Here is a 23377-nt window from a genome sequence, read left to right as displayed (position 1 = left end):
CGCGCTATTCTCCGACAAACGCCAACACGACCACGCGCGGGGCGACGCAGTAGGCGAGGCTGACCTTGCGGCCGGTCTTGGTCGTCGCGCGGCCGGCATCGAGGTCCACGGCGATATCCTCGTAGCCCAGCACCTGGCGATCAAGCGGGTAGGCCGCCTTATAGACCGCCTCCTTGGCGGCAAAGAGGATGCGGCCGGCAAGCCGCGGGTCCGCCGCGCCGGTGCGATCGGCGCCCGTTGCAACGATCGCGAAAATGTCGTCGGGCAAGGGTTCGGCGGGCTCGACGTCAATGCCGAGAGAGACGATACCGCCGACAGGCGCGACCGCCGCCACGGCCATCTCGTCGTCATGGGCAAGCGAGCCAATTATCCCGTCCGGCCAGACCGGAGCGCCGGATGGCGCGCGTGGGATGGCGAGGTCGCTGATGCCGGCATCGGCCAGCAGCCGGTGCGCGATCCAGCGGGCGGCGCCGCTGGCGCGCCGCATGGCCGGCTGACGCGCGGGCATGGAGCGCGCTTCCTCGGGCAGCAGATGGGCCTCGTCCGCGTCGCCTATCACCCGGCATCCGGTCAGGACATTCCGGGGCGCGATTGCCGCCATCGCCTCGGTCAGCGCGGCTTCAGGGGAGGGTGGCCGCGTCAATGGTCATCCCCTCGGCAGGACGAGGTCGGCGATCATTTCTCCATCCTCGTCGAGCCCTTCTTCCACGAAACCGGCGGTGCGATAGAGCTGGCGTGCCGCTTCATTCTCCGGTTCATAGCAGATCGAGACGTGCCTGACGTGACCGAGCCCGCCGATCTCGTGCAGCACCGCGCGCAACGCGGCCTTGCCGTAGCCTCTGCCCTGCCAGGCGCGGTCGATCATGAAGCGGTAGATGCGCGCCTCGTCGTCATCTTCCGGCGCGTCGTACATCAGGAAACCGACGATGCGATCCCCGGCCATGATTGCGCGGGGCCGCGCGTCCTCGTCGGATTGGGACTCCTCCAGCGACTCCGCGTTGCCAGCGACAAAATCCATCTGCTCCGGCGCCAGTTCCAGCGACGTTACCAAGGCCCGGTTGGCCTTGGTCACCGGGGCGAGACGGATTTCTCCGGCCTTCAAGCCGACGCCTTGGCGCCGTCATTCGTGACCGGGATCACGAACCGATGCAGCTTGGCCGGGTTGCCGCGCCAGATCGAGTAGGGCTCCAGCTCCTCGCCCTTCATCACGAAGGAATCGGTGTCGGCCACCGACCCTTCGCCCATCACGACGCCGTAATGGACAAAGGCGGACGGTCCGAGCGTGCAGCCCTTGCCGATGCGGATGTAGTCGGACTTGAACGCGCCTTCCTCCAGCGAGTGGGCCTGGATGACGCAGCCTTCGTTGAGCGTGACATCATCGCCGATCTCGACCAGCGAGCGCTCGGTGAGGTTGGCTCCGCCATCATAGACACGGCTGCCTACCTTGACGCCCAGCATGCGCAGGATCATCGGCCGGAATGGTGTGCCGGCGAACAGCCGCACGATCGGAGAATCGGCAAGCTTCCAATGGCGTTCGTGGCGCCAGAAGGCGACATCATAGATCGTCGTCATCTGCGGCTTCAGCCTGCCGAAGCCAAGGCTTGCCCGTTCGACCAGGATGTAGAACGGAATGGTGATCGCCGAGGTCAGGAGCACGGCGACGAACAGCGCCACCTCAGCCCATTCGGTGTAGTAGTTCAGCGCCCGATCCCAGATTGCCAGCGTGGCGAACAGCATGGCCCATTGCGTTGCCAGAAACAGAAGGATCGTCACTAGATTGTGACGGTCCTTGTGCGGGATGCGCTGGCGCCGGTCCGCCTCGTCGACGCCGGCGATGAGTTCCTTGTCGCGGTTGACCATGCGCGGGATTTCAAAGGCAGGCGAACCCAGGAGCCCGACATTCTCGCGCAACGGCCCATCTATGGGGATCATCACCTTGGTGCCGAGCAGGACGTTGTCGCCCGTGCGTCCATCCGGTGGATAGTAGATGTTGTTGCCGAGATAGTTGCGCTCGCCGATGCGCGTCCGCTCGAGCCGGAACGCCGAGGCGGATTTGTGCATGTTGATCATGAACAGGCCGTCCGACACCATGGTCTCGGTGCCGATCTCGCACAGAAGCGGGTTTTCGTGCTGCTGGTTGGAGCCGAAGTTGGAGCCGGTCTGCACCACCTTGTTGAGGTTCCAGCCGATGGCGCGCATGTAATGGACGATCGCCGAACTGTCGCCGAACAGCAGCCCCAGGACGCGGGAATTGCTGGTGAATTCGGTGACGGTCTGCAGCCAGTAGCGGAAACCGTAAAGCGTATAGGTACGGCCTGGCTTCAGAACCAGGTTTGTCAAGCGGGGCACCAGCGTTGCCACGAGAAAGGCCACGGCGATATAGCCAAAAAGCGTGACCGTGGTGCCGACCGCGACAAGGCCGATCGTCTCCTGGTAGTCGTCGCCGACGCTCTCCCAATAGCTCTGGAACAGGAATGGCAGTGGGGTGACGATGGCAAACAGCCCCACCAGCTGAACGGCCTCATAGAGGAAGCGCCGGACCTGGTAAGGATTTACATTGCGCACCTTGCAATAGTCCGCCGTGGCCGGCACGGCCGGCGACCCATGCCAGTGTTCGCCGTCCGGGATGCTTTGACCGCGCTGCAGCGAGGACGAATGGCCGAGCTGGCCGCCGTCGCCAATGCTGGTGTCGATGTCGAGCGTGGAACCCACGCCGATGAAGGCATCGCGGCCGATGGTCAGCGGTCCGGTGTGGATATAGCCTGACTGCGCCCGATAGCCGAGGATCATCGATTCCTTGCGCAGGATGGTGTTGGCGCCAATCGAGATCAGATCCGTGCAGACCGGTACGGATTTGGATTCGATCACGGCGTTGTGCCCAAGTTTGGTGCCGAGAAGCTGCAGATAGAGGCTGTAGAGCGGGCTGCCGCGGAACAGCACGACGGGGGCGGTGCGGATCAAGGTCTTGACCACCCAGAAGCGGTAGTAGCGCAGGCCCCAGATGGGGAAGGCTTCGGCCTTCCAGCGGCCGACGAGCACCCATTTCGCCAGGACGGCAAAGCCCGTCATGCCGAAGAACACGCCGGCCGACAGCGCCACGCACCTGACATAGAGCTGCAGCGGATCGTCGAGCGCTTCATACATCCAGTTGAGGCCGATGTTGATCGCCCACAGGGCCGCGTAGCTGTAGACCCCGTAGAACAGCAACTGCGCCATTCCGCAGGTCCAGTAGGCAAGATTCGATGCCTGGCGGGTGAGAACAGGCTCGTTGGTGGCGGTCGTCACCTCTTCCGAGACGCTCAGGTGCTTGGCCAGGCGCGCCACTGTCGGATGGAGATAGATGTCGCGCATGGACGTCGTCGCCCATTCCTTGCGAGTGCGTACACGCGCGCAGAAATGCGCCATCAGCAGCGAGTTGGCGCCGAGATCGTCGAAGAAATTGTCCTCGACCGACACTTCGTCGAATTTCAGCACCGCGGCCAGCGCCTCGGCCAGGAAGCGTTCGTCGTCATTGCCGGGCGCAATCATCTCCCGGTCGGCGGAAAGCCGCACGCTTGTCGGCTTCGGCAACTGGCGAAGGTCCACCTTGTTGGAGACCGTCATCGGGATCGCTGGCAGTTCCTCCAGATAGGAAGGCACCATGTAGTCCGGCAAGCGATGCTTCATCGTCTGGGCGAGATCGGCGCGCGAGAGCGCCGGCTGGCCGGCCTTGGGCGCGTAGTAGGCGACGAGCTCGACGCGGCCGGGCTCGATCTCCCAGGTGGTGACGGCCGCCTGCGCGATCTCCGGCTGGTCCAGCAGCACCGCCTCGATCTCGCCGAGCTCGATGCGATAGCCGCGGATCTTGACCTGGGTGTCGATGCGCCCGGCATATTCGATCTCGCCATCGCCGTTGATCCGGCCAAGGTCGCCCGTGCGGTAGATGCGCTGCGACGGGTTGTTCGGCAGGCCGATGAAATCGGCGATGAACTTCTGTTCCGTCAGGTCCTGCCTGTTGAGGTAACCGACGGCGAGCCCGATGCCGGCAATGCCGATCTCGCCCAGTTCGCCAGGCTCGGTCAGTTCCGGCAGCGACGGGTCGAGGATGACGATGGAATAGGTGGGCAGCGGCGCGCCGATGGTGACGGGCTTGTCCGGCGTCAGCGCGCCCATCGTTGCCGTGACGGTCGCCTCGGTCGGGCCATAGGTGTTGAGGATCTGCCGGCCCGGCGTCGACCAGCGCACCACCAGATTGTGCGGGCAGGCCTCGCCGCCGACCAGGAGCGTGCGCAGGCTGGGCACATCCGATGTCATCGACGACAGCAGCGTCGGGCTGCAGGCCATGCAGGTGATTTCATGATACCGCAGGAAATCCGCCAGTTCCTCGCCGACGAGCGGCATCTGGCCGGGCGCGGGCACCACGGTCGCGCCGGCGACGAACGGCACCCAGATCTCCTCGGAGGAAAAGTCGAAGGCAATCGTCATGCCCTGGTAGACGCGATCGCCCGGCCTGTAGCCGTAGGATGCGGCGGCGACGCGGATGAAGTTGACAAAGCTCTGGTGCCGGATGGCCACGCCCTTGGGCCTGCCGGTCGTTCCCGACGTGTACAGGATGTAGCAAATGTCTTCCGCCGTCGCCTTTTGCGGCTTCAGCGGCGCGCTGGGCTGTTTGGCGATCTCGGCGGCGGCGCTGTCGATCAGCACATGGGGGACCGGCAGCTGGTCGGCCCGCGACGCATAGGTGGCGATGGTGACGATCAGGCTGACGCTGGCGTCTTCGATGATGAGCGCCATGCGCTCTTGCGGAAAGGCGGTGGCCAGCGGCACGAAGGCGGCCCCCGCCTTCACGACGGCAAGCAAGGCGACATAGGTCTCCGCCGACCGGTCGAGAATGAGCCCGACCCGGTGGCCCGGCCGCACGCCGCGCTTGATCAGCACACGGGCGAACTGATTGGCACGGCTGTCCAGCTCCTGATACGTCCAGACATTTCCGTCGGAGATCACCGCCGGCAAGGTGGCGAATGTTGCGGCGAGCTCTTCGAAGAACGTGTCGAGCCGCTCGTCGGGCTGGCCGGCCTGCGCGAAATCGGCGCCGGTCAGAATCTGGCCATGCGCGGCCCGCTGAGCGCCCCTTGCAAGGGTATCGACGCCCGCCAGCCCATTTGGGGCCAGCCCGGTTTCGGGCTCCGCGCCTGGTCGTGCCGTGTCCCTGTCCAGGCTGGCAATGTCGACACCGTAATCCATTTCCATACTTTCTCGTCCTGGCCGCGCATCGCCCGGCTGTTCATGCCGCCGTTCGAGCAGGCATTTTCGGCGTGCCGCTGCTGCAATTTGACCCTTGTCGATGGCGGACCGAAGCTTCCGAAAAGGAAGTCCCCGCAGTCCCCCGCGCGATGGTTATGCCATCCGATCTTTTCGCCAGTTTTTCCGAATTGTTGAAACTTGTTTCTGAATTGTGTCTGAGCGCTCCTCCTGCCTTGCCCTTGATGGTCTTTTCCGGAGGTGATGCCGCCGCCTTTCACCCAGGTTCTGCCTGGTCGCGACCCTTGAATCCGCCCCTCTCAGAAAAATCTCACCACCCCGGGAATAAAGCACCGCCTTGCCGGGTCTTCCCTTCAGCGGGGCCAATCCGGCCCGCGACGCGAAGAACGAAACAAGGATTTACGAACATGACCAAGCTCGCTCTCAGCGTGGCCGCGATGTTGCTTGCTTCGAGTGCCGCCTTTGCCGGCAGCGACCATTTCGACGCCGACACTGCCAATCAGCCTGTCGCTTCCGTCGACACCAATGCCACCGCCTCGATCCCTTACACGGCCCGTGTCGACACCAGGGTGACGACCGGGCCGAGCCGGCCGGCGACCAAGACTGATGCGGACGAACCCGGCCAGGGCATCTGGGGCCGCTGAGTTCAGGGGGCGGGACAGCCCCGAGGTCCTGACCCAGCCCGCGATCAGGACGGAGGGCCATGTGGCGTGGCCCTCCGTCGCCCTTCCGCCACAACAACCCAGGAGACCACCATGTTCAGCATGACACGCCGCACAGTGCTTCAATCCGCCGCCGCCGCCGCCGCTTTCGGCCTGGCCGGCAAGCTCGAATTCACCCGTCCCGCTTTCGCGCAGACCCCGGTCGAGCCGACCGTCGGCTTCTACAAATACACGGTCGGCGACATCGAGGTCACCGCCATCTATGACGGCATCTGGAAGAAGCCGCACGACCCGGCCTTCATCAAGGATGTCTCGGTCGAAGACACCAAGGCGGCGCTCGCCAAGGCGGGGCTGACCACCGACTTCATGCCCATCCCGCTCACCGTCGTCGTGCTGAAGATGGGCGGCAAGCTGATCATGATGGATGCGGGCTCGGGCGTCGGCCAGTGGCAGGCCAATGCCACGCACCTGCCGGCCAACATGGCCGCTGCCGGCATCGACTACAATGCGATCGACACCATCATGATCTCGCATTTTCACCCCGACCATGTCTGGGGCCTGATGGAGAAGGGCACCAACACGCCGGTGTTCCCCAATGCCGAGCTGATCGTCAACGCCACCGAATACAATTGGTGGACCGACCCGACCCGGCTGGCCAAGCTGCCCGAGGGCCGCAAGCCGGCGGGCAAGCGCATCGCCGAAAACTTCCCGAAATGGAAGAACTGGAAGCTGGTTCAGGACGGCGCGGAAGTGGCGCCGGGCATCCAGATCGTCGCCGCCCCCGGCCACACGCCGGGCCACTCGGTGTACCTCGCCAATTCCGGCAAGGAGCAGCTGATGATCTCGGCCGACACCATGTATGTGCCGGCCCTGCTGGCGCCGCATCCGGAATGGCAGGGCGCCTACGACCAGGATGGGCCGACCGCGATCACCACGCGCCACAAGATCATCGACCGGGTGATCGCGGACAACATCCGCATTTCCGGGTCGCACTTCCCGTTCCCGGGCACCGGCGTCTTCGTCAAGGACGGCAATGCCTATGGCTTCACGCCCATGCAAATCTGAGCCCGTTTGGAAATTCTACTCCGGCGGCCATCTGAAGGCGTTTTCTGCGCTTCCGGTGCTCACGTACCCAAACGTACGCTGCGCTCCGGTTCTCGAAACCACCATCAATTTCGAAACGGTCTCTCAACGCTAACGCACAAAACCAAGCGAGAAAGACAATGAAACAGCTTCTTTTGGGCAGAAACGCCCTGTTCGGCCTGCTCGGCGCCATCGCCGTGCTGACCGTCGTTCCCGTCGCAACGATCATGCCGGCCTATGCAGTGGATGATATCGAGGGCGCCGATGCGCCCGACCTCACCGCCGTCCAGGCCAAGATCGCCGCCAAGGACTACAAGGGCGCGCTGGCCGATCTGCGCGACCTCGCACAGGACAACCAGCAGGCCGACGTCTACAATCTGCTCGGCTTCACGCTGCGCAAGACCGGCGACGTCACCACCGCGCTGACCTATTACAACAAGGCGCTGGAGCTGAAGCCCGACCACAAGGCCGCCCGCGAATATCTGGGCGAGCTCTATGTCGAGACCGGCGACATGAACAAGGCCAAGGAGCAGCTGGCCTCGCTGCAGAAACTCTGCCCCGCCGGCTGCGAGGAGCTTTCCGACCTGCAAAAAGCCATCGACACCAAGGTGACGCAGTAAAGCGCGCGCCATTTCCTCTCCCCCACGAGAGGTGGCTCGGCCAAGCCGAGACGGAGTGGGGGGCTGGCGCTAACCCACCCCACGCCAACCACCACAGTTTGGGCGCTCGTGGCTGGCGCCCATTGCCGGAGCCGGCGCCTCTCCCTCGAGCCGGCTCCGGCCTTTTCGAAGATCAGACCCGTCAGGCGCCGTGCTTGCGCGCGTCCCACGGCGGGCGGCGCTTGCCTGTGCTCAAAAATTGGAGGCTGACCATGACACCGAACGAGATCGCCGCGAAGCTCACCGGCCTCGCCACGAAATACCACATCAGGGACGTGACCCTGCTTGCCGGCCGCCTGCTCATGTCCTTCATCTTCCTGCATGAGGGCGTGACGCTGGCCACCCATTTCGACGGCGCCGCCAAGGCGATGGCCGCGCAAGGCGTCGGGCTGCCGCTGTTCGTCGCCACCATCGCGCTGCAACTGGGGGCAGGGCTCTCGGTGGCTTCAGGCCTGCTGACGCGGCTGGGCGGCATCGGGCTCGGCCTGTTCTGCCTGGCCACGGCCTTGCTTTTCCACGTCAACTTCGCCAGCCAGAACGAGCTGCTGCATTTCGAAAAGGACCTCGCCATATCAGGCGGCATGTTCGTGCTGGCCGCCGTCGGCGCCGGCCGGATCTCGCTGGACTGGCTGCTGGCCCGCCACCTGCAAAAGCGCCAGCGCGACAAGGAAATGGTCAGGGCCTTGCTGGCCGTGGAGAACCAGTTTTCGGTGGATGTGCACCTGCCGGTGTGAGGCAGCAAGGCCGGCCGCCTTGCGTATCGGCATGCCGCTCCAGGGCCCTGCAATACGCCCGCTCGCTGGAACCAGTCCCGGTGCCCCGCATTCTATTAGCGGAGGCTCAAGGAGTGTGTGATGAAAGCGGTTCTGGCACTGGTCGCAGGCTTCGTTCTCACCCTTGCGGTCTTTGCCAGCGGGCTGGCTTTCGCCGCCTGGCTGATACTGGCCAAGCCGGTGCATCAGGCCAGGCCCGCCGACAGTGTCTCGCAGCTGTGGACCAAGGACGCACAGCCGGTAGACAAGGCCGCGCCGGGCCTGGAGCGCGTGGCCGCCGCGCAGCCTCCCGCGCCCGACACCGCCGCCAGAGTGCAGTCGCCCGACCCGACCATTACCAGCGCGGTGGCGCCGGAGGCTGGCGAAGAGCAGGCCAGGCTGCCGGCTGCCCATCTCAGCTGGTGCGCGGACCGCTACCGCTCCTATAACCCTGACGACAACAGCTACATGTCCTACAGCGGACAGCAGCGCCCCTGCGTCTCGCCCTATCTCGACACCAGTGCCGACGCCGGCCAGGCCGCGCAGCAGCCCGACGAAGTCAGCTATGTCGAGGGTGGCGCCGCGCCGCTGGCTGCGACAGCGGATTTTTCGGACGACCACGTCCAATCCTGCTTCAGCCGCTACCGCTCGTATCGTCCCGAGGACAACAGCTACCAGCCCTATTCCGGTGGTCCGAGGCGCCAGTGCGAATAGGCGACGCGCGCCCTCCCATCCGGCAGTTCCGCTTGGACCAGCGATCACGCAGATTTTTTGGATCATTCGGATCGATGCGGCGTTCCTCCCTGACACGAAGGAGGAACGGCAATGGGCGACGAACGGCACGAGAAGATCCAGAAGCGCGCATACCAGATCTGGGAGCGCGAAGGCGGCGGCGATCCCGAGCATCATTGGCACCGGGCCGAGGCCGAGATCGACAGGGAAGCCGCCCTGCCGCTGACAGCCGACGACGCGCTGCCGCGCGAGATCGCCAGCACCGACGTGCTGGAGGTCGAGGAACTGGCCATGCGCACCGGCATATCGGGCGACGAGGCGCAGGCGCTGCTCGATCGCCTCGGCACCGACCGCGCTGCGCTGGAACAGGCAGCGCGCAGCCTGAAGGCCAGGAAGCGCGCCAAATCCTGATCAGGGAGAGCGAGATGATCCGCAAACTCAAGGACGGCAAATACCGGCTCTATTCACGCAAGAAGGATGAGAAGACCGGGAAGAGGCGGAACCTGGGGACGTTCGATACGCGCGAGGCGGCTGAGAAGCATGAGAAGGAGGTGCAGTATTTCAAGCGGCATTGAGGGGTGCCTCTGCAGCGCCAGGCGTCGATCTCATCCCTTGGTCGGCTCTTCGTAGATGCCGATGATGAAGGAGCCATGCGCCTGAAATCAGGAAGGCGAACAAAACGATGGTTCCAAGGGCCGCGATGTAAAGGCCGACGCCGCGCCCGAGAATAAGGAAAATCGCGCCTGCAACTTCGGCCAGGTAACACATCGTGCCGCCCGCCAGCCGCGGCCCGGTCAACCCGATGGAAGTCATCCCCGCCTTGATGGCCACGACATATCCTCTGACGAAGATGAATGTTGCTATGACCCAGAGGAAAAGCCATTCGAGGCCGGAAGATATTGACCTCCCAGGAGCGCCAGGCTGCATGCGATGAAAATCGCGCTGAAGCCCGACAGCATGTTGATTGCCCGGTTCTTGTGCGTCGTGTTGCGGACAATGCGTTCGGGATTGATCGCGACGAAGATCAACCCGGCAAGCCCCGCCGCGCCGCCGCCCACCATGACGAAGAAATCAGTCCATTGATCCAACATGACTTGCCCCCCGAGCTTCAGCCGGCTCGATGGGATCAATCTCGAATGGGCGTGTTAGCTTCGGTGGATGCGAGTGTGGACCACCTTCTTACAAGAATCTATCAAGTGATTGAAACACACCCGCGCTTCGCCAAAGAGTTCGGTTACCAACAACATACACAGCCTCCTTGGCGCGCGTGACGGCGACGTTCAGGAGGTTGGGTCGTCCGCCAGCCCATCCTCGTGCGCCGGTTTGCTCGGCATTGGGTGCTCCAAGGATAAAGAAGATCGCCTCGGCCTCCCGCCCTTGGACCGTGTGGACCGTTCCGACACGTTCGTACACCCAAGTGAACGGATTCTCGACCCATCCGTCAAGCAAACCGCTGGAGCGCAGCATTTCACGCATACGGTCCTGCACCACCACAAACGGGGTCACAATGTAAAAGTCAGGCGCTATTTCTTGCTGTCGAAGCTGTTTGAGCATCTCCAATAATACTTCGCCTTCCCTCTGGCACCATTTCTCCTGGCCGCGTCCTTCAACATCGATCCAGCGTGAGGGACCGAGGACATCCCGGATAGCCGAGGTATTTGCGGTCTTGGCCTGGACCATCAGATTCTCGTAGGCGATTGCATTCGATATGCCGAACATCGGCTCTTCGCAGCGCCGATGAACCAAAAGGGGAACTCCGACTTCCCGCGTACCGAAGCTGGTTTCGAAGGTGCCATAATATTCTGTTGCGCTGTCTGCCAGCGTCTGTGCAGACGCCCCTGGCGGGTTATAGATCAAGGGATCAACCCCGAATTGCTGACACATCGCTTCGGTCAGTTGGTCCGGGAGGACCACCACAGGTTCGATCTGAATCGGATCGCCGACAACGACTGCACGCTTTGTTCTTATCAACGCACCAACAGCGGCTTGCGGCAGCGCCTGGCCCGCTTCGTCGATGAGAAGCCAGCCGAATTCCTCGGGTCCGATCTTGGGGAACATACGAGAGACTGATGCGAATGTCGTCGAAACAACAGGCACGAGAAGAAAGAGAGTCGACCACAAGTGTGGGATAAGCGCGTCCTTTTCGTCACTGCCAAGCGAGCGAGTGCCAAAGCCGTCCATTAACGCATTCAGATTGTGCCGGATTGGCTGGGCGGCTGCATCAATGAATGCACGATGTAGTGCCATCGCTGCTTCAAAGACATCATTGCGAAGTCGAGCGGTTTTCTCGTCTAACCATGGGGCGGTCCTTTGCTTTTCTGCATGCCGTCGCTCGAAAAATTCCTCCGATGTGGGAGTTCCAAGATATTGGCTGGCAAGAGACGCGTGGCGTAGTCTGTCTTGCTCAATCGCTGCGATCAGGCTGGAATGCGACCTTCGCAGCCTTTCCATATCTGCCGTCAGCCTGGAATGTTCGGCGCTCTTGGTATCGGCTGCGTTCTTTAACGCAGCTAGCTTGCTCCTCGCTTCAGTCAGCCTTGTCAAAAGGGCGCCGTGCTCTGCTTGCCAAACGCGATACGCAGCAGTTCGGAAAAGGCGACCTAAGAATCCAGGGCGCGAGCGTAAGGCAACTGAGGCATCGCGCTCAAGCGTCTCTACGGTCGGCCGGTGCTTTTGCTGTAGCAAAGCAGCAGCTTGGGCAACTACGGCAGTGCGTTCAAGCAACGGCTGGAGGGACGCAATCTCGGTTTCAACCTTGGCAATCGCTGCCTGTCCCTTTGCAAGAGCTATCAGAAGATCGTGGATCTCCTGCAAATCCACGGTCGCTGTCTTTGCCTTTGCGAGTGCCTTGGCGAACTGCTGGCGTGCCTTGCCCCACCGCCGCAAGGCCTCTTCGTGATCTGCTGGCGGGCTTTCCTGTGCAACGATACGAGGCGGTCTTTGCTGTGTCCCGTTCTCGGTCTTTTCGTTGATCAGCTGCGGATTACCACTTGCCTGCTGCAAATAGCGCTGAAAGCCGATATCCTCATCCCACCAGAAGGTCTGGCGGAAATCGTTTCTATTTCGAGCGTTGCCGAGAACCGCTGCAATGGTGCCCCAGGTCTCGCCCTCCAGCAGCGCGTCTGAGACCGTTTTGAAGTAGCGCAGTTCCATCGCGTCGGCTGCGATAGCACTCATCCCCGGCAACTCGGCACTGACATTTTCCACCGCCTTGTTGTTTGAGGAAGCGACGATGATTTCGTGCCCGCGAAGCCTGTCGTCCAGTTTGTAGAGGTGAATAAACGAATTCCCTCTTTTAAGTTTCTGGCCGGAGGCCGACAGCGCGTCCTTAGGGTCGGTAAAGGAACAAAGAAGCTCTGCGCGCTTCGTGACGATAGCCGCTACAACGTCTCGCAGAAGTGTCGTTTTGCCGGTGCCTGGTGGACCGTTGACGGCGACAATTCCATCTGTTTTCAGATCATGCAGTGCGAGATTTACGGCACATTGCTGGAGCATCGCCAATGGGTGTCGTCCGCTGCCGGGCCAGGAGCCTAAGGGAAACTTTGCAGGCTCCAATGCATCTGCAAGCGCGCGATTGTCGGCCATCAAATTTCGCCGCGCTTTCGGCTTTTGGGCACCGATGTAACGTTTGAAATTGCCGGTAGCTTTGCCATCGGTGACCAACGCCTGCGCTCGGGCGAGATCTTCGAGAAAGAATGAGTTCAGTAAGATCGGTTCCGGTGGACCTTGTAACCTGAAGTATTGGTACGAGCGCACCGCAAAAGCCGGAGCTTTCGTAAAGCGAGAGTCGATTCCGATTTTCGCCACCAGCCAATGATGGGCCGCTTCGATCGCATTTTGCGTGAGAGGTTTAGATCGGCCCTCATTGTCCTCGATTACAACCTTTTGACCAAGCTCCTCGATCAAACGCCGTTCGACTTGGGACCATGTGCCGAGGGCACTCAGTCGTCCGGTCAGGGCCACTGGCACACCCCAACCGAAACTGGAAATAGACACGGAGTCGCCTTCAACGGGGCGGCCCTCCCGATCTACCATGATTGTCGCAAGTACGGCCTCGCCCCGCGCTGCCGGTCTCTCAATTCTGCTATCGGTATAGACCTGCAGAAGCGCAGAAACGGCAGCCTCCATGTCGACGCTACCCAGAATGATCTGATAATAGAGTTTCTGATTGGGCCGGCTGCGCTCACCGCCGTTTTCCCATGGAAGGTCAGGCCTATCGAGCGGCGCAATTCGGGAACGGTCGCCGCTCGCTAGGTCCTCAGGTTTGCGGAAGGACGGAGGTGAAAGGACCTCCATTGCAGTCCATGTTGACAACACATCGGCTGCATTGTTCGTGATGGGTGGCCGTTCCAGCACGGAGCGCGATGCTACCGGTATCGCTTCCCTTTCCGGCAGCGAGGGCTGTTCGATCGGTGAATGCTGCGAAGGCGTTGCCACTCTGGCGGGCGGCTCGGCTCTGGCGGCCGCATCCTGATTTCGGCTGCGGTTGCGTTGTTGGGGGGCCGTCCTCGGATTCGTACCCGCCGCTTGTATCGCTCGGCGCTTCAGTTCCTGCGCACGAGGTACTGTCCTCTCTGATAGTTCAGCAATCAGGAGCTTTAAAAAATCCGGATCATCGCGTTTTTCATCGAAGAGCTTTTCAAGCTCCGCCACCCCTTTTTGTATCAACGGTCTTGGAGGCATAACTCTTTACTCTACCTTGGTCGTCCAAAGTGTTTGCAGGTGATTCTTCTTGCGACTTATCAAGATTTTTGACGCGCCGTCCACGCTGGTGGTTCCCACAGTCGAATGCGAATCTCCGGACATGTTCGTCGCCACCGGCGACCAAGCCCTCGCCCGTCACTCTCAGCAACCTTCTTTCCAACTCCCTCCACCCCCTCGTTAACCATTCGTTAACCATTTCCTCACTAGCGTTTACCTCTCAGTAAGGATTCGCCAGCCGTGACCTTTGCCGCCCCCCTCGAGGCCAAATCCATTCGCTTTCGTGCCCGTTCTTTCGTCGCTTTCACATTGACCCCGGAAGCGCCCATGGTGGAGTGGCTGCAGGGGCTGGATCACTGGATCGGCAATTCGCCGGGCTATTTTGCCGGGCGGCCGGTGCTGCTCGATTTGAACGCTTTGAAGCCCGCTCCAAGCGAGATCGCGGCACTCGTGGCGGAGCTGGGGACGCGCGGCATCCGCATCTATGCCATCGAGCTGGAAGGGGCCTCGCTCGGGTCCGACCTGCCGCCCTTGCTGGTCGGCGCCAAGGAGGCGACGATGGAGGGGCTGCTGCCTGCCCGCAAGGGTGGGCAAGAGGGTTCCGGCAAGGAAGGCAAGGCTGCCGAGGGCAGGGCGCCGGACCATGGCACGGACGCCGGCGGCGTTGCCAAGGGCAAGGCTGGCGCAAGCAAGACTGAGGAAAGCGGGCCGCAGGTTTCGCACTACGATTCGGGCACGCTGATGATCAAGACGCCGATCCGCTCCGGCCAGGCGATCATGCATGCGCATGGCGATGTCATCGTGCTGGGCTCGGTCGCGTCCGGTTCGGAGATCGTCGCCGCCGGCTCGATCCATGTCTACGGCACGCTGCGCGGGCGCGCTTCGGCGGGCGCGCTCGGCAACACCGCCGCGCGCATCTTCTGCCGCCGCAACGAGGCCGAGCTTCTGTCGGTCGACGGCTGGTACATCACCGCCGAGGAGATGGAAGGGGTTTCGCGCGGCAAACCGGTGCAGGCCTTCCTCGACGGCGACGGCCTGCGCGTCGAGACTTTGAGCTGACCGGCCCGCAAGGCGGCTGAGCCAGATGGCAAGCTGGCAGGGCGACTGAATAAAGGCCGGCAAGCCGGCCCGGGACAACAAACGAATAACAACGGAGGCTTTTTTCATGGGCAAGGTAGTGGTGGTCACATCGGGCAAGGGGGGTGTCGGCAAGACCACCTCGACGGCGGCGCTCGGTGCCGCCGTGGCCAAGACCGGCAAGAAGGTGGCGCTCGTCGATTTCGACGTCGGCCTGCGCAATCTCGACCTGATCATGGGCGCCGAACGCCGCGTGGTGTTCGACCTCGTCAACGTCATCCAGGGCACGGCCAAGCTGTCGCAGGCGCTGATCCGCGACAAGCGGGTCGACACGCTGTTCCTGCTGCCGGCCTCGCAGACGCGCGACAAGGACGCGCTGACCGAGGAGGGCGTCGGCGACGTCATCGACAAGCTGCGCTCGGTGTTCGACTATGTCTTCTGCGACAGCCCGGCCGGCATCGAGCGCGGCGCGCAACTCGCCATGCGCTTTGCCGACGAGGCGGTCATCGTCACCAACCCGGAAGTGTCGTCGGTGCGCGATTCCGACCGCATCATCGGCCTGCTCGACGCCCGCACGATGCGCGCCGAACAGGGCGAGCAGATCGCCAAGCACGTGCTGGTCACCCGCTATGACGCGGGGCGCGCCGCGCGCGGCGAAATGCTCAGCATAGACGACGTGCTGGAAATCCTGTCGGTGCCGCTGCTCGGCATCATCCCGGAAAGCCAGGACGTGCTGCGCGCCTCCAATCTCGGGGCGCCGGTGACGCTGTCCGAGCCGCTCAATACGGCGGCCAAGGCCTATATCGACGCCGCAAGGCGGCTGGAAGGCGAGGATCTGCCGGTCGTCGTCCCCTTCGAGCGCAAAGGTTTCCTCGACCGTCTGTTGGGAAGGAGGGCGGCATGAACGTGTTCGACCTTTTCAAGCGGCGCTCCAGCGCGCCGGTGGCGCGCGAGCGGCTGCAAGTGCTGCTCGCCTATGAGCGCCGCAACCGCAGCCAGCCCGACCTCGTCTCCATCCTGCGCGAGGAGATCATGGCGGTGATCGCCAAGCACGTGCAGATCGACCAGGATTACCTGCAGGTCTCGATGGACCGCGGCGAGACCATGTCGACGCTGGAGATCGATATCCAGATCCCCAACAAGAGCGCCGTGCCGATGGCGATCGCGGGCTAGCGCCGACGCCATTTCCTCGCCCCCGCGAAGCGGGGGGTCCGAAGGACGGGCGAGACCCGTGGCTCGCCCCGGCAAGGTGGCCGCGAAGCGGTCGGAGAGGGGGCCGCGCGGCGCTGGCGGGATCCCTCTGAATTTATGTGAGGCCGAGCCATGCCCCCGCTCCGTCTCGGGCTTCGCCCGAGCCACCTCTCCCCCATTTCATTGGGGGCGAGGAACCCAGGTTCTGCAACGCTTGCGCCAGGCGCCCCCCTCTGTCCTGCCGGACATCTCCCCCTCAAGGGGGGAGATTGGCAGTTTCCGTGACAGCTCACCCCTTGCGACGTTGGTGATTGGCGAAGGCCGGCCCGACATCTGATCTCCCCCCTTGAGGGGGAGATGCCCGGCAGGGCAGAGGGGGGGGTGCTGTCCCGCCGACGTTGCCAGCCTCCCATCCCGTCCCGCCGCCGCGAACCGCCGTTTTGCGCGGGGCGGCGGATGACCAGGACGAGGGGGAGGCCGGCACCGCATCTGGAGAGTAAGCGATGGGCACCGGCCCGGGCGAATCGACAGGTCCGCCGCGAAGGAACGGTAACGAGTCCGCGCACCGCATGGCATTGGTGCGATCGCGCAGGGTGCCAGCGGCACGTCGTGGGCACTTGATTCGGAAGGCCGAGGGCCGCACCGGGAATCGCGGCCCCGGCCCTGTCAGTCCTGCGTTTCATGCTGGTAGAGCTCGTCCATCGAGAGCGACGCCAGGGCGCCGAAAGGGGCCTGCTTCTTCACCCGGCCACCGCTCAGGATCACCACGTCGTCGCAGAACGAGATGGTGCTGTGATGGTGGCTGATGACGATGGTCGTGCGCCGTCCCGCTCTCGACTTCAGGGTCTCGACGATGGCCGCCTCCGACAGCCCGTCGACCGCATTGGTGGCTTCGTCGAGGATGAGCAGATCGGGGTCGCGCACCAGCGCCCTGGCGAGCGCGATCCGCTGCCTCTGTCCCGCCGACAGATTGACGCCCCTGTAGCCGACCAGTGTCTCGTAGCCCTGAGGCAGCCGTTCGATGAATTCATGCGCCTCGGCCAGCTTCGCGGCGCGCTCGGCGTCTGCGAGCGTCGCCGCGTCCTGGCCGTAGGCTATGTTCTCGAAGATCGTGCCGTCGACCAGTTCCAGCTCCTGGCTGGCCAGCGCGATGTGGCGCCGCCACTGGCTGGCGTCGATGTGGTCCAGCGGCGATCCATCGACGAGGATCCTGCCGCTGTCCGGTTCCACGAAGCGGCACAGAAGGTTGACGATCGTCGTCTTGCCGGCGCCGGAGCGGCCGATCAGCGCCGTCGAGCGGCCACTGTTGATTTCGAACGTCGCCGCATGCAGCACCACCTCACGCTGGTCCGTGCCGGAATAGGTGAACGTCACATCATCGAACTCGATGCCCCGGCGCAAACCGTGGAACGGCCCGTCGCCTTGCGGCGGCCTGGGCTTGCCTGCCGGATCCAGCATCCATGTCACCTCTTCCAGCGATCCGCTCAGGCCCTGCAACTGGCTCCACGAGCCCTGCAGGGCCCGCATATGCGGCTGCAGCCTGTAGAGCAGGATGACGAAGGCGATGATCAGCGGGAAACTCACCTGCGCCAGCCAGGCGCCGATCACCACCGCCAGGAACAGCATGGCGTGGAGAACCTCCGTCAGCGGCGGCAAAGCGCCCTGGCGGACCTGCAGGACGAAGGAGGCGCGGCGAACCCCGTCGGACGCGGTGTCGAAGATCGCCTTCTCCCGGCCCTCCTGGCCGAAGATGCGGATCAGGCGTCCGGCATGCACCAGATGCAGCATCTGCGAGGCGAGGTGGCTGTTGCGCGAAGCGACGCTTCGGCTGGGCTCCTTCAGATTGGCCGAGAGGATGGCGTGCGCGATCTGGACGAGCGCCAGTCCGAGCGTGACCAGCAGCGTCATGCGCCAGGACAGCAGCAGCAGAAAGGCCAGCAGGATGATGGCGGCCGATGCGCTGACTATCGCCGACAGCATGATCTGGATGGCATCGGACGCCCGCCAGGATTCGTTCGAGATGATGTTGAGCAGGCGTCCGGGGCTCTGCCACAGGAAGAAGGGATAGCCGACCCGCAGGAGCTGCTCCGACAGTGCGCTGCGGATCGAGTGACTGGCCTTGCCGGAGATGAAGGTCGTCAGCAGCGTGTTGGCGAAGGCGAAGACGTTCTTCAGGATGATGGAGCCGAGGATGGCGGCCGAGATGACGACTAGCCGGTCGCGCTCGCTGAAGCCCGATCCGACTTGCTGGAGAACAGCGGAGAAGCCGGCCATTCCCGTCGCGTCGGCGTGCCCCATGATGATGCCCAGCAGCGGGATGATCAGGCCGATGCCGAACCCTTCGAGGGCAGCGCTGACCAGGCCGAGGCCCACCACGGCCGGAACCAGGCGCAGTTGCCGCGTTCCGAAGGCGCGGAACAGCATCGGCAGGCCAGGCGGGAGCAATGGCATCAGAGCGGTGCCTCGGCATTGGCTTGCTGGTCCTGCCGCACCGGCTCGGCCTGCGGCCGTCCTGACAGCAGGAGCAACGCGTATCTGGCGGCGCCGAGCACATTCATGCCGACGATCGGCCAGTGCGACAGATCGAGTTCGCGATCGAAGGCGGGCCCTCCCGTCAATTCCCGCAAGGCGCCTCTCACGGCCCAGTAGAAATGGCGAAGCAGCCAGGGCGCATGGCGGACATGTTTCAGGCAGAGCCCGCCATTGCCCAGGCTGTAGTCGCGGTGGAGCTTTTCGATGGCTTTGCGATCGCGCCGGCCGTGGTGGTGGAATATCGTCATGTCGGGCACATACTCGACCGGGATGCCGAGCAGCACCGCCCGCACGAGGTAATCGGTATCCTCCGCCGACCGCAAGGGCCCGCCCGCGCCGAAGCGCTCGTCGAAATAGCCGATGCGGGCCGCGACGTCGCGGTGCATCGTCATGTTGCAGCCCAGCACGAAGCCGCCGGGATGAATATCGGGCGTCAGCCGCTCGCGCACCCGCGATCGCTTGATCGTGAAAGGCAGGTCCCTGGGATCCCCAAGCTCGACACCGCCTCCTCGGATGAGCCCCTGTTCCCCGGAAGAATAATGCCGTTCCAGATCGCGCAGATAGTCGCGATGCACCGCGCAATCGTCATCGACGAAGACCAGCACGCGCCCCCTGGCGCGCCTCAATCCGGCATTACGGGCCGCCGCCAGTCCGGGGCGCGGCTCGCTAATAGGTGTCAGTGGAATATCCGACATGGCGGCGATGCCGGCCAGGCGTTCCGCCGTGCGGTCGCTCGAGCCATTGTCGACGACCACGAGCTCGGCCGCGAAGCCGGCATGGGCACGGCACGCGGCCTGCACCGACTTGATGCAGGCCTGGAGCACCGCGACGCGGTTGCGCGTGCAGATGATGAAAGTGACTTCCGGCGCCGATCGTTCCGGTCGCGGGCCGGCCGGGGCTCCGACAAGCGCCGTCGAACGATCGCGCCTCAGAGGTTGGTGGGCTTTGACGGTCATGCCTCTAGCCCACCCGATGAGATGCCAGAACCGCCGCGGCGGGCGCGGATTTGAAGAAATATTCCACGGCGTCCGCTTGCTTGCCGGCCGACAGCGAGGCGCGACTGAGCCACGGCGCCCAGGCGCCCGGCCGCAACGCATATTTTTCGCGCCGGCGGATGGCGTTCCACTTCGCGGTCCGCGTCAGCAGTTCATGCGCCAGTGCGGGCTGCTTTTCGTCGGCGACGAGCTGGTAGAGAAAATAGAACAGGTTGAGCGCGCCGGCCTCGAAGCTCGGCCGCGTCTCGTCCGGCAGCGAGCGGATCCGCTCCTCCAACGCGAGAATGAAGTCGGCCGCACGGGTAATCGTGTCGAAATTGACCGCTTCGCCGATGTCGCGCAGGTCCCGCGTGGCTTCCGCGAGGCCCTCGCGCTCGAGATTCTCGGCCACGATGCGCAAATGCGTCCTGCGCATCTCCTTGCTGTGGCGGCTGGTCACGCTTGCCTGATGGACGCGGTAGACGAGCAGGTTTTCGGGCATCATGGCCGCCGGGTAGCGAGCGGTCAGCCGCCTGAAGAGATCGAAATCCTCGGCGTGCCTGTAGGTCGGGTCGTAGTTGAGGTCGGCGTCTTCGATGACCTTCCTGTTGTAGACGACCGTCGGGTGCATGAAGATGGTGAAGAACATCGCCAATATGGGCATGCGCCCGAACCGGAACACCGGATCGGGCTTGCCCCTGGCGATGCGGCCGCGGATCAACATGTCGACGCCGGCGCCGCAGAAGCCGAGCTCGGGCCGCTGTTCGAACAGCGCCACCTGGCGCGACAGGCGCCAGGGATAGGCGACGTCGTCGGCGTCCATCCGCGCGACCAGTTCGCCGCGCGCGACCGCCAGTCCTTCGTTCAGGGTCGCGACGAGGCCGCGGTTCTCGCGCGAGATGATCGAGACGCGGCTGTCGGCCTGCCGGTATCGCTCGAGAATCTCGAGCGAATTGTCGCTCGAGCCGTCGTCGATCGCGATGACCTCCAGGCGGCCGTAGTCCTGCCGCAGGATGCTTCCAAGTGCCGCGGCGAGGTAAGGTCCGGCATTGTAGACCGGCAGCAGGACGGAGACGAGCGGCGCGGCGGTCATCGTCTTGCATCCGTTCGCGGGAGGTCGAGGGATGGCGTGGGGCCATCGGGCGATCCGCCGGGATAGGCTGGCGCCGGCCTCGCAAACCAGCCGGCATGACCGGCCTGGGCTCGCCGGACATAGGGGAAGTGGCGCTTGAGGCTGTTGAGCGGCCTTTCGAAAACCAGCCAGGAAATCGAGGCCACGACAACCGTGGCGGTGCTTGCAACCAGGAACCGCCCCGGCCCTTGCTCCGAGACATTGAGCGGAATCCAGGGCTGCGACTTGATGGCGAGCGACAGCAATATCGGGTGATAGAGATAGACGCCGTAGCTGACGCGGCCGAGGGCGAGCAGCGGCGGCAGTTCCGCAAACCTGCCAGGGATGCCGCCAAGGCCGCGCGAACAGGCGGCGACGACGGCCATCAGCGGCACCAGGGGCAGGATTTGCAGCAGCAGCCAGCGGGCCCACTCCAGCGTCGGATCGGCAGGCGCCGGGACAAACCACTCGATCATCAGGAACGCGGCCGCGAAGGCAGGCCAGCCCAGCCGCATCCATTGCGGCAGGCCGGCGCCCCTCGACCGCCAGCAGGCAAGCAGCGCGCCCGACGCCAGCGCGTCCATGGATGCCGGCGGCAGCAGGTCGCGCGCCAGCGCCGGGGTGGCGGTGACCGGCCAGTAGAAGCGATAGGCCAGCGACAGTGCGATGACGCCGATGCAGATCTGTTCGAAGCGCCGGTATGGGGCCAGCAAGACGACCAGCGGCCAGGCCATATAGAACTGCTCCTCGATGCTCAGGCTCCAGAAATGACACAGCACCCAGGGGTTCCAGTCGTTGCGCAGCGCATACCAGAAATTCGACAGGTAAAGCGCATGCCAGACCAGCGATCCCCTGGACTGCTCCAGGTCAAACAGCCAGACGAAACCCAGCACGGCAAAATAGGGAGGGAATATCCGCAGCGCCCGCCTGATATAGAAGGACCGCAGCGCCGGGCCGGATTCAAACGCGGCGGCCGAACGCGCTTCCAGGAGCAGGCGGGTGATAAGGAAGCCGCTCAGAACGAAGAACAGCCGCACGCCGATATGGCCCCAGAACGAAGATCCTCCCGCCGCGTAGAAATGCGAGTACATCACCATCGTCACGGCGATGGCCCTGAGTGCATCCAGCTGGATGTCGCGGGCGTTTGCCATCAGCGGCTCCCAGGGGCGGCCTGATGTCCGCGATCAGGCTGGCGTGCGATTTCGAGCGGCAGACCAATGCATACGAAATTCGGCGGGACACCATCAAACCCGCGCTGTGCGAGCCTGCCTGCATCGATCTCGCAATCGACGGACGGATGGCTCAAGTCGGTGAACCCGGCGGAATCCTTCACGGCGTATGTCCAGTCGCAAACGAGTCCCCCGCCGGATGGTTCGTTCACCGCATTGTGCAGCGCAACACAAAAAATTTAGCGAACTGAAATACTCATGTGAGCAAGGTCAAAAACTGGCAGAAAGCCGCCGGGTTTTCGGATTTTGGCGATTTTCCACAGCATTTCAACCCTATGGTTCGAGTTGTATTGGCCTGCTCGCTTTGGTTGATTGAAAGCATTTCTATCAAGAGGGTAGCATCCGAAATTTCGTTAAAAAGCCCTCGATGTTTCTAGAATCTACATTTTACCTATTTGGGTATATTCGGAATTCTCTAGTGAATTTACTGAAATCATTGGCTTTTGCGGTGCAGCATAGTCGCCTTCTTTCGTCGGGCGACCACGCGGGCTTGCTTCCCCAAAGGGCAGGCATTCGGCCAAGCCGCAGGGTGTTGGAAGGCCTTTCACACGGCAAAGAGACCGCGGCTCGCCGGCGCCTCACACCGCCGCAAACACCACCGTCTGCGTCAAGACCGGGCCAAGGCTGGCCAAGGTGACGGGCAGTGACCGGTTTGCGCCTGCCATGGAGGCTGCCGGCATTTGCGATGGCGGCCTCATTCGCTTCCGATGCGGGCATTCAGTCCGGTCTGGCCGGCGGCCAGTTGCAAAAGCTGGGCACGCGAGGCGACCTCCAGCTTGCGATAGATGTTGTTCATATGGATTTTCAGCGTGCCTTTCGAGATGCCGATATCGAGTGCTATCCACTCGTATGGCTTGTCCGTGGCAGCGAGCCGGGCAATCTCCATTTCCCGTCTGGTCAGCCGTGACGACAGCTTCTGCCATTTGATCCGGCGGGACGCCTCAATCTCAAGGGCTTCGCCGACAATTTCGGCAGGCAGCCAGTGACCGCCGGAGGCGACCTGGTCAATGCATCTCAGCAGCGTGCCGACGCCGGACTCCTTCAGCACGATCCCGGCGACGCCGGCCATCACCACATCGTAAAGCTGGCCTTGTGACGCGCCAGCCGTCAGCATCACACAGCGCGTGGCCGGCGTTTCCTTGCCGAGTTCGACGGCAACGTCGAGCCCGCTGAACCCCGGCATGTTCAGATCGATCACCGCGATGTCGGGCAAGTCCTGCCTGATCCTGGTCACAGCGCTCCTGCCGTCCAGCGCCGAGCCGACAACCCTATAGCCGGGGTCGCGGGCAATCAGGTTTTCCAGGCCGTGCAGGAGCAGCGGATGGTCGTCGACAATGAACACAGTGGTGACCATACGCTTCAACCCCATCCGGCTCGCACACCCTATGCGATAACCCACCCTGGCATCAGCATCGCGCCTCCGACAAGAATTA

General features: G+C 63.4%; 22 protein-coding genes. 11 read left to right on the top strand and 11 right to left on the bottom strand.

What is annotated here, in order from left to right:
- Positions 1–4: 4 nt before the first annotated feature.
- Genes FJ546_RS28610 through FJ546_RS28600 form a run of 3 tightly spaced genes read right to left on the bottom strand, consistent with a single transcriptional unit; the run spans position 5 to position 5229 of the window.
- Entirely contained in the window at positions 5–643 is a 639-nt protein-coding gene (locus FJ546_RS28610) for a 4'-phosphopantetheinyl transferase superfamily protein (protein ID WP_140892437.1), read from the bottom strand.
- Positions 644–646: 3 nt separating this feature from the next.
- Positions 647–1102, bottom strand: a complete 456-nt coding sequence (locus FJ546_RS28605) for a GNAT family N-acetyltransferase (protein WP_140892436.1) — start codon at positions 1100–1102, stop codon at positions 647–649.
- Positions 1099–5229, bottom strand: a complete 4131-nt coding sequence (locus FJ546_RS28600) for a Pls/PosA family non-ribosomal peptide synthetase (protein WP_140892434.1) — start codon at positions 5227–5229, stop codon at positions 1099–1101. Before FJ546_RS28600 ends, FJ546_RS28605 begins: the two co-directional genes overlap by 4 nt.
- A gap of 419 nt (positions 5230–5648) precedes the next feature.
- On the opposite strand from FJ546_RS28600, the gene FJ546_RS28595 reads away from it, so the two are divergent.
- The 7 genes from FJ546_RS28595 (at position 5649) to FJ546_RS28565 (ending at position 9704) form a co-directional block, all read left to right on the top strand.
- The gene (locus tag FJ546_RS28595; protein ID WP_140892433.1) at positions 5649–5885 is read left to right on the top strand and encodes a DUF680 domain-containing protein; all 237 of its coding nucleotides are present in this window, start codon (positions 5649–5651) and stop codon (positions 5883–5885) included.
- Between the two features lie 111 nt (positions 5886–5996).
- Positions 5997–6968, top strand: a complete 972-nt coding sequence (locus FJ546_RS28590; RefSeq protein WP_140892431.1) for an MBL fold metallo-hydrolase — start codon at positions 5997–5999, stop codon at positions 6966–6968.
- A 158-nt stretch (positions 6969–7126) separates the two neighbouring features.
- A complete protein-coding gene (locus FJ546_RS28585) occupies positions 7127–7606 on the top strand; it encodes a tetratricopeptide repeat protein (RefSeq protein WP_020628939.1) in 480 nt (159 codons plus the stop codon).
- A 251-nt stretch (positions 7607–7857) separates the two neighbouring features.
- On the top strand, positions 7858–8379 hold the full coding sequence (locus FJ546_RS28580; protein WP_140892430.1) for a DoxX family protein: 522 nt from the start codon (positions 7858–7860) through the stop codon (positions 8377–8379).
- Positions 8380–8499: 120 nt separating this feature from the next.
- Positions 8500–9111, top strand: coding sequence for a BA14K family protein (locus FJ546_RS28575; protein ID WP_246687004.1), 612 nt, complete (start codon positions 8500–8502; stop codon positions 9109–9111).
- Positions 9112–9222: 111 nt separating this feature from the next.
- Positions 9223–9540 (top strand): DUF2934 domain-containing protein, encoded by a 318-nt coding sequence (locus FJ546_RS28570; RefSeq protein ID WP_140892427.1) that lies wholly within the window; start codon positions 9223–9225, stop codon positions 9538–9540.
- Between the two features lie 14 nt (positions 9541–9554).
- Positions 9555–9704, top strand: a complete 150-nt coding sequence (locus tag FJ546_RS28565; RefSeq protein ID WP_010910556.1) for a hypothetical protein — start codon at positions 9555–9557, stop codon at positions 9702–9704.
- Here FJ546_RS28565 and FJ546_RS28560 read toward each other — a convergent pair.
- The 3 genes from FJ546_RS28560 to FJ546_RS28550 are packed head-to-tail and all read right to left on the bottom strand — an operon-like array spanning position 9691 to position 13782.
- Positions 9691–9960 carry a hypothetical protein gene (locus FJ546_RS28560; RefSeq protein ID WP_140892425.1) on the bottom strand — a complete coding sequence of 90 codons (270 nt, stop codon included), beginning with the start codon at positions 9958–9960 and terminating at the stop codon, positions 9691–9693. The genes FJ546_RS28565 and FJ546_RS28560 overlap by 14 nt on opposite strands.
- Positions 9961–9989: 29 nt before the next feature.
- Entirely contained in the window at positions 9990–10259 is a 270-nt protein-coding gene (locus FJ546_RS28555; RefSeq protein ID WP_140892424.1) for a hypothetical protein, read from the bottom strand.
- A 49-nt stretch (positions 10260–10308) separates the two neighbouring features.
- Positions 10309–13782 (bottom strand): ATP-binding protein, encoded by a 3474-nt coding sequence (locus FJ546_RS28550; protein ID WP_181168127.1) that lies wholly within the window; start codon positions 13780–13782, stop codon positions 10309–10311.
- Positions 13783–14070: 288 nt separating this feature from the next.
- Here FJ546_RS28550 and minC point away from each other — a divergent pair, with 288 nt between their 5' ends.
- The 3 genes from minC (at position 14071) to minE (ending at position 16080) form a co-directional block, all read left to right on the top strand.
- A complete protein-coding gene (minC, locus tag FJ546_RS28545) occupies positions 14071–14889 on the top strand; it encodes a septum site-determining protein MinC (RefSeq protein WP_140892421.1) in 819 nt (272 codons plus the stop codon).
- Between the two features lie 106 nt (positions 14890–14995).
- Positions 14996–15811: a septum site-determining protein MinD gene (minD, locus tag FJ546_RS28540; RefSeq protein ID WP_140892419.1), complete on the top strand. Its 816-nt coding sequence runs from the start codon at positions 14996–14998 to the stop codon at positions 15809–15811.
- Positions 15808–16080, top strand: coding sequence for a cell division topological specificity factor MinE (gene minE / locus FJ546_RS28535; RefSeq protein ID WP_027047075.1), 273 nt, complete (start codon positions 15808–15810; stop codon positions 16078–16080). The genes minD and minE overlap by 4 nt, the downstream gene beginning before the upstream one ends.
- A 684-nt stretch (positions 16081–16764) precedes the next feature.
- Here the strand turns inward: minE and FJ546_RS28530 are convergent.
- From FJ546_RS28530 to FJ546_RS28515, 4 genes are read right to left on the bottom strand one after another with little or no spacing between them, the layout of a single operon-like run.
- A complete protein-coding gene (locus tag FJ546_RS28530; RefSeq protein ID WP_140892418.1) occupies positions 16765–18549 on the bottom strand; it encodes an ABC transporter ATP-binding protein in 1785 nt (594 codons plus the stop codon).
- Complete coding sequence (locus FJ546_RS28525) at positions 18549–19586, bottom strand: glycosyltransferase (protein WP_140892416.1); 1038 nt, start codon at positions 19584–19586, stop codon at positions 18549–18551. The genes FJ546_RS28530 and FJ546_RS28525 overlap by 1 nt, the downstream gene beginning before the upstream one ends.
- 4 nt (positions 19587–19590) lie before the next feature.
- Entirely contained in the window at positions 19591–20697 is a 1107-nt protein-coding gene (locus FJ546_RS28520) for a glycosyltransferase (protein WP_140892415.1), read from the bottom strand.
- Positions 20694–21866 carry an acyltransferase gene (locus tag FJ546_RS28515; protein WP_140892413.1) on the bottom strand — a complete coding sequence of 391 codons (1173 nt, stop codon included), beginning with the start codon at positions 21864–21866 and terminating at the stop codon, positions 20694–20696. The genes FJ546_RS28520 and FJ546_RS28515 overlap by 4 nt, the downstream gene beginning before the upstream one ends.
- 23 nt (positions 21867–21889) lie before the next feature.
- Here FJ546_RS28515 and FJ546_RS28510 point away from each other — a divergent pair, with 23 nt between their 5' ends.
- On the top strand, positions 21890–22135 hold the full coding sequence (locus tag FJ546_RS28510; protein WP_140892412.1) for a hypothetical protein: 246 nt from the start codon (positions 21890–21892) through the stop codon (positions 22133–22135).
- A gap of 503 nt (positions 22136–22638) precedes the next feature.
- Here FJ546_RS28510 and FJ546_RS28505 read toward each other — a convergent pair.
- Entirely contained in the window at positions 22639–23298 is a 660-nt protein-coding gene (locus tag FJ546_RS28505) for a response regulator transcription factor (protein ID WP_181168126.1), read from the bottom strand.
- Positions 23299–23377: the final 79 nt, after the last annotated feature.

The organism is Mesorhizobium sp. B2-4-19 (genome assembly GCF_006441315.1).
In the GTDB taxonomy this organism is placed as follows: Bacteria; Pseudomonadota; Alphaproteobacteria; order Rhizobiales; family Rhizobiaceae; genus Mesorhizobium.
The sequence above is the reverse complement of the archived record's forward strand: the minus strand, read 5'-3'. Positions and strand labels throughout refer to the sequence as shown.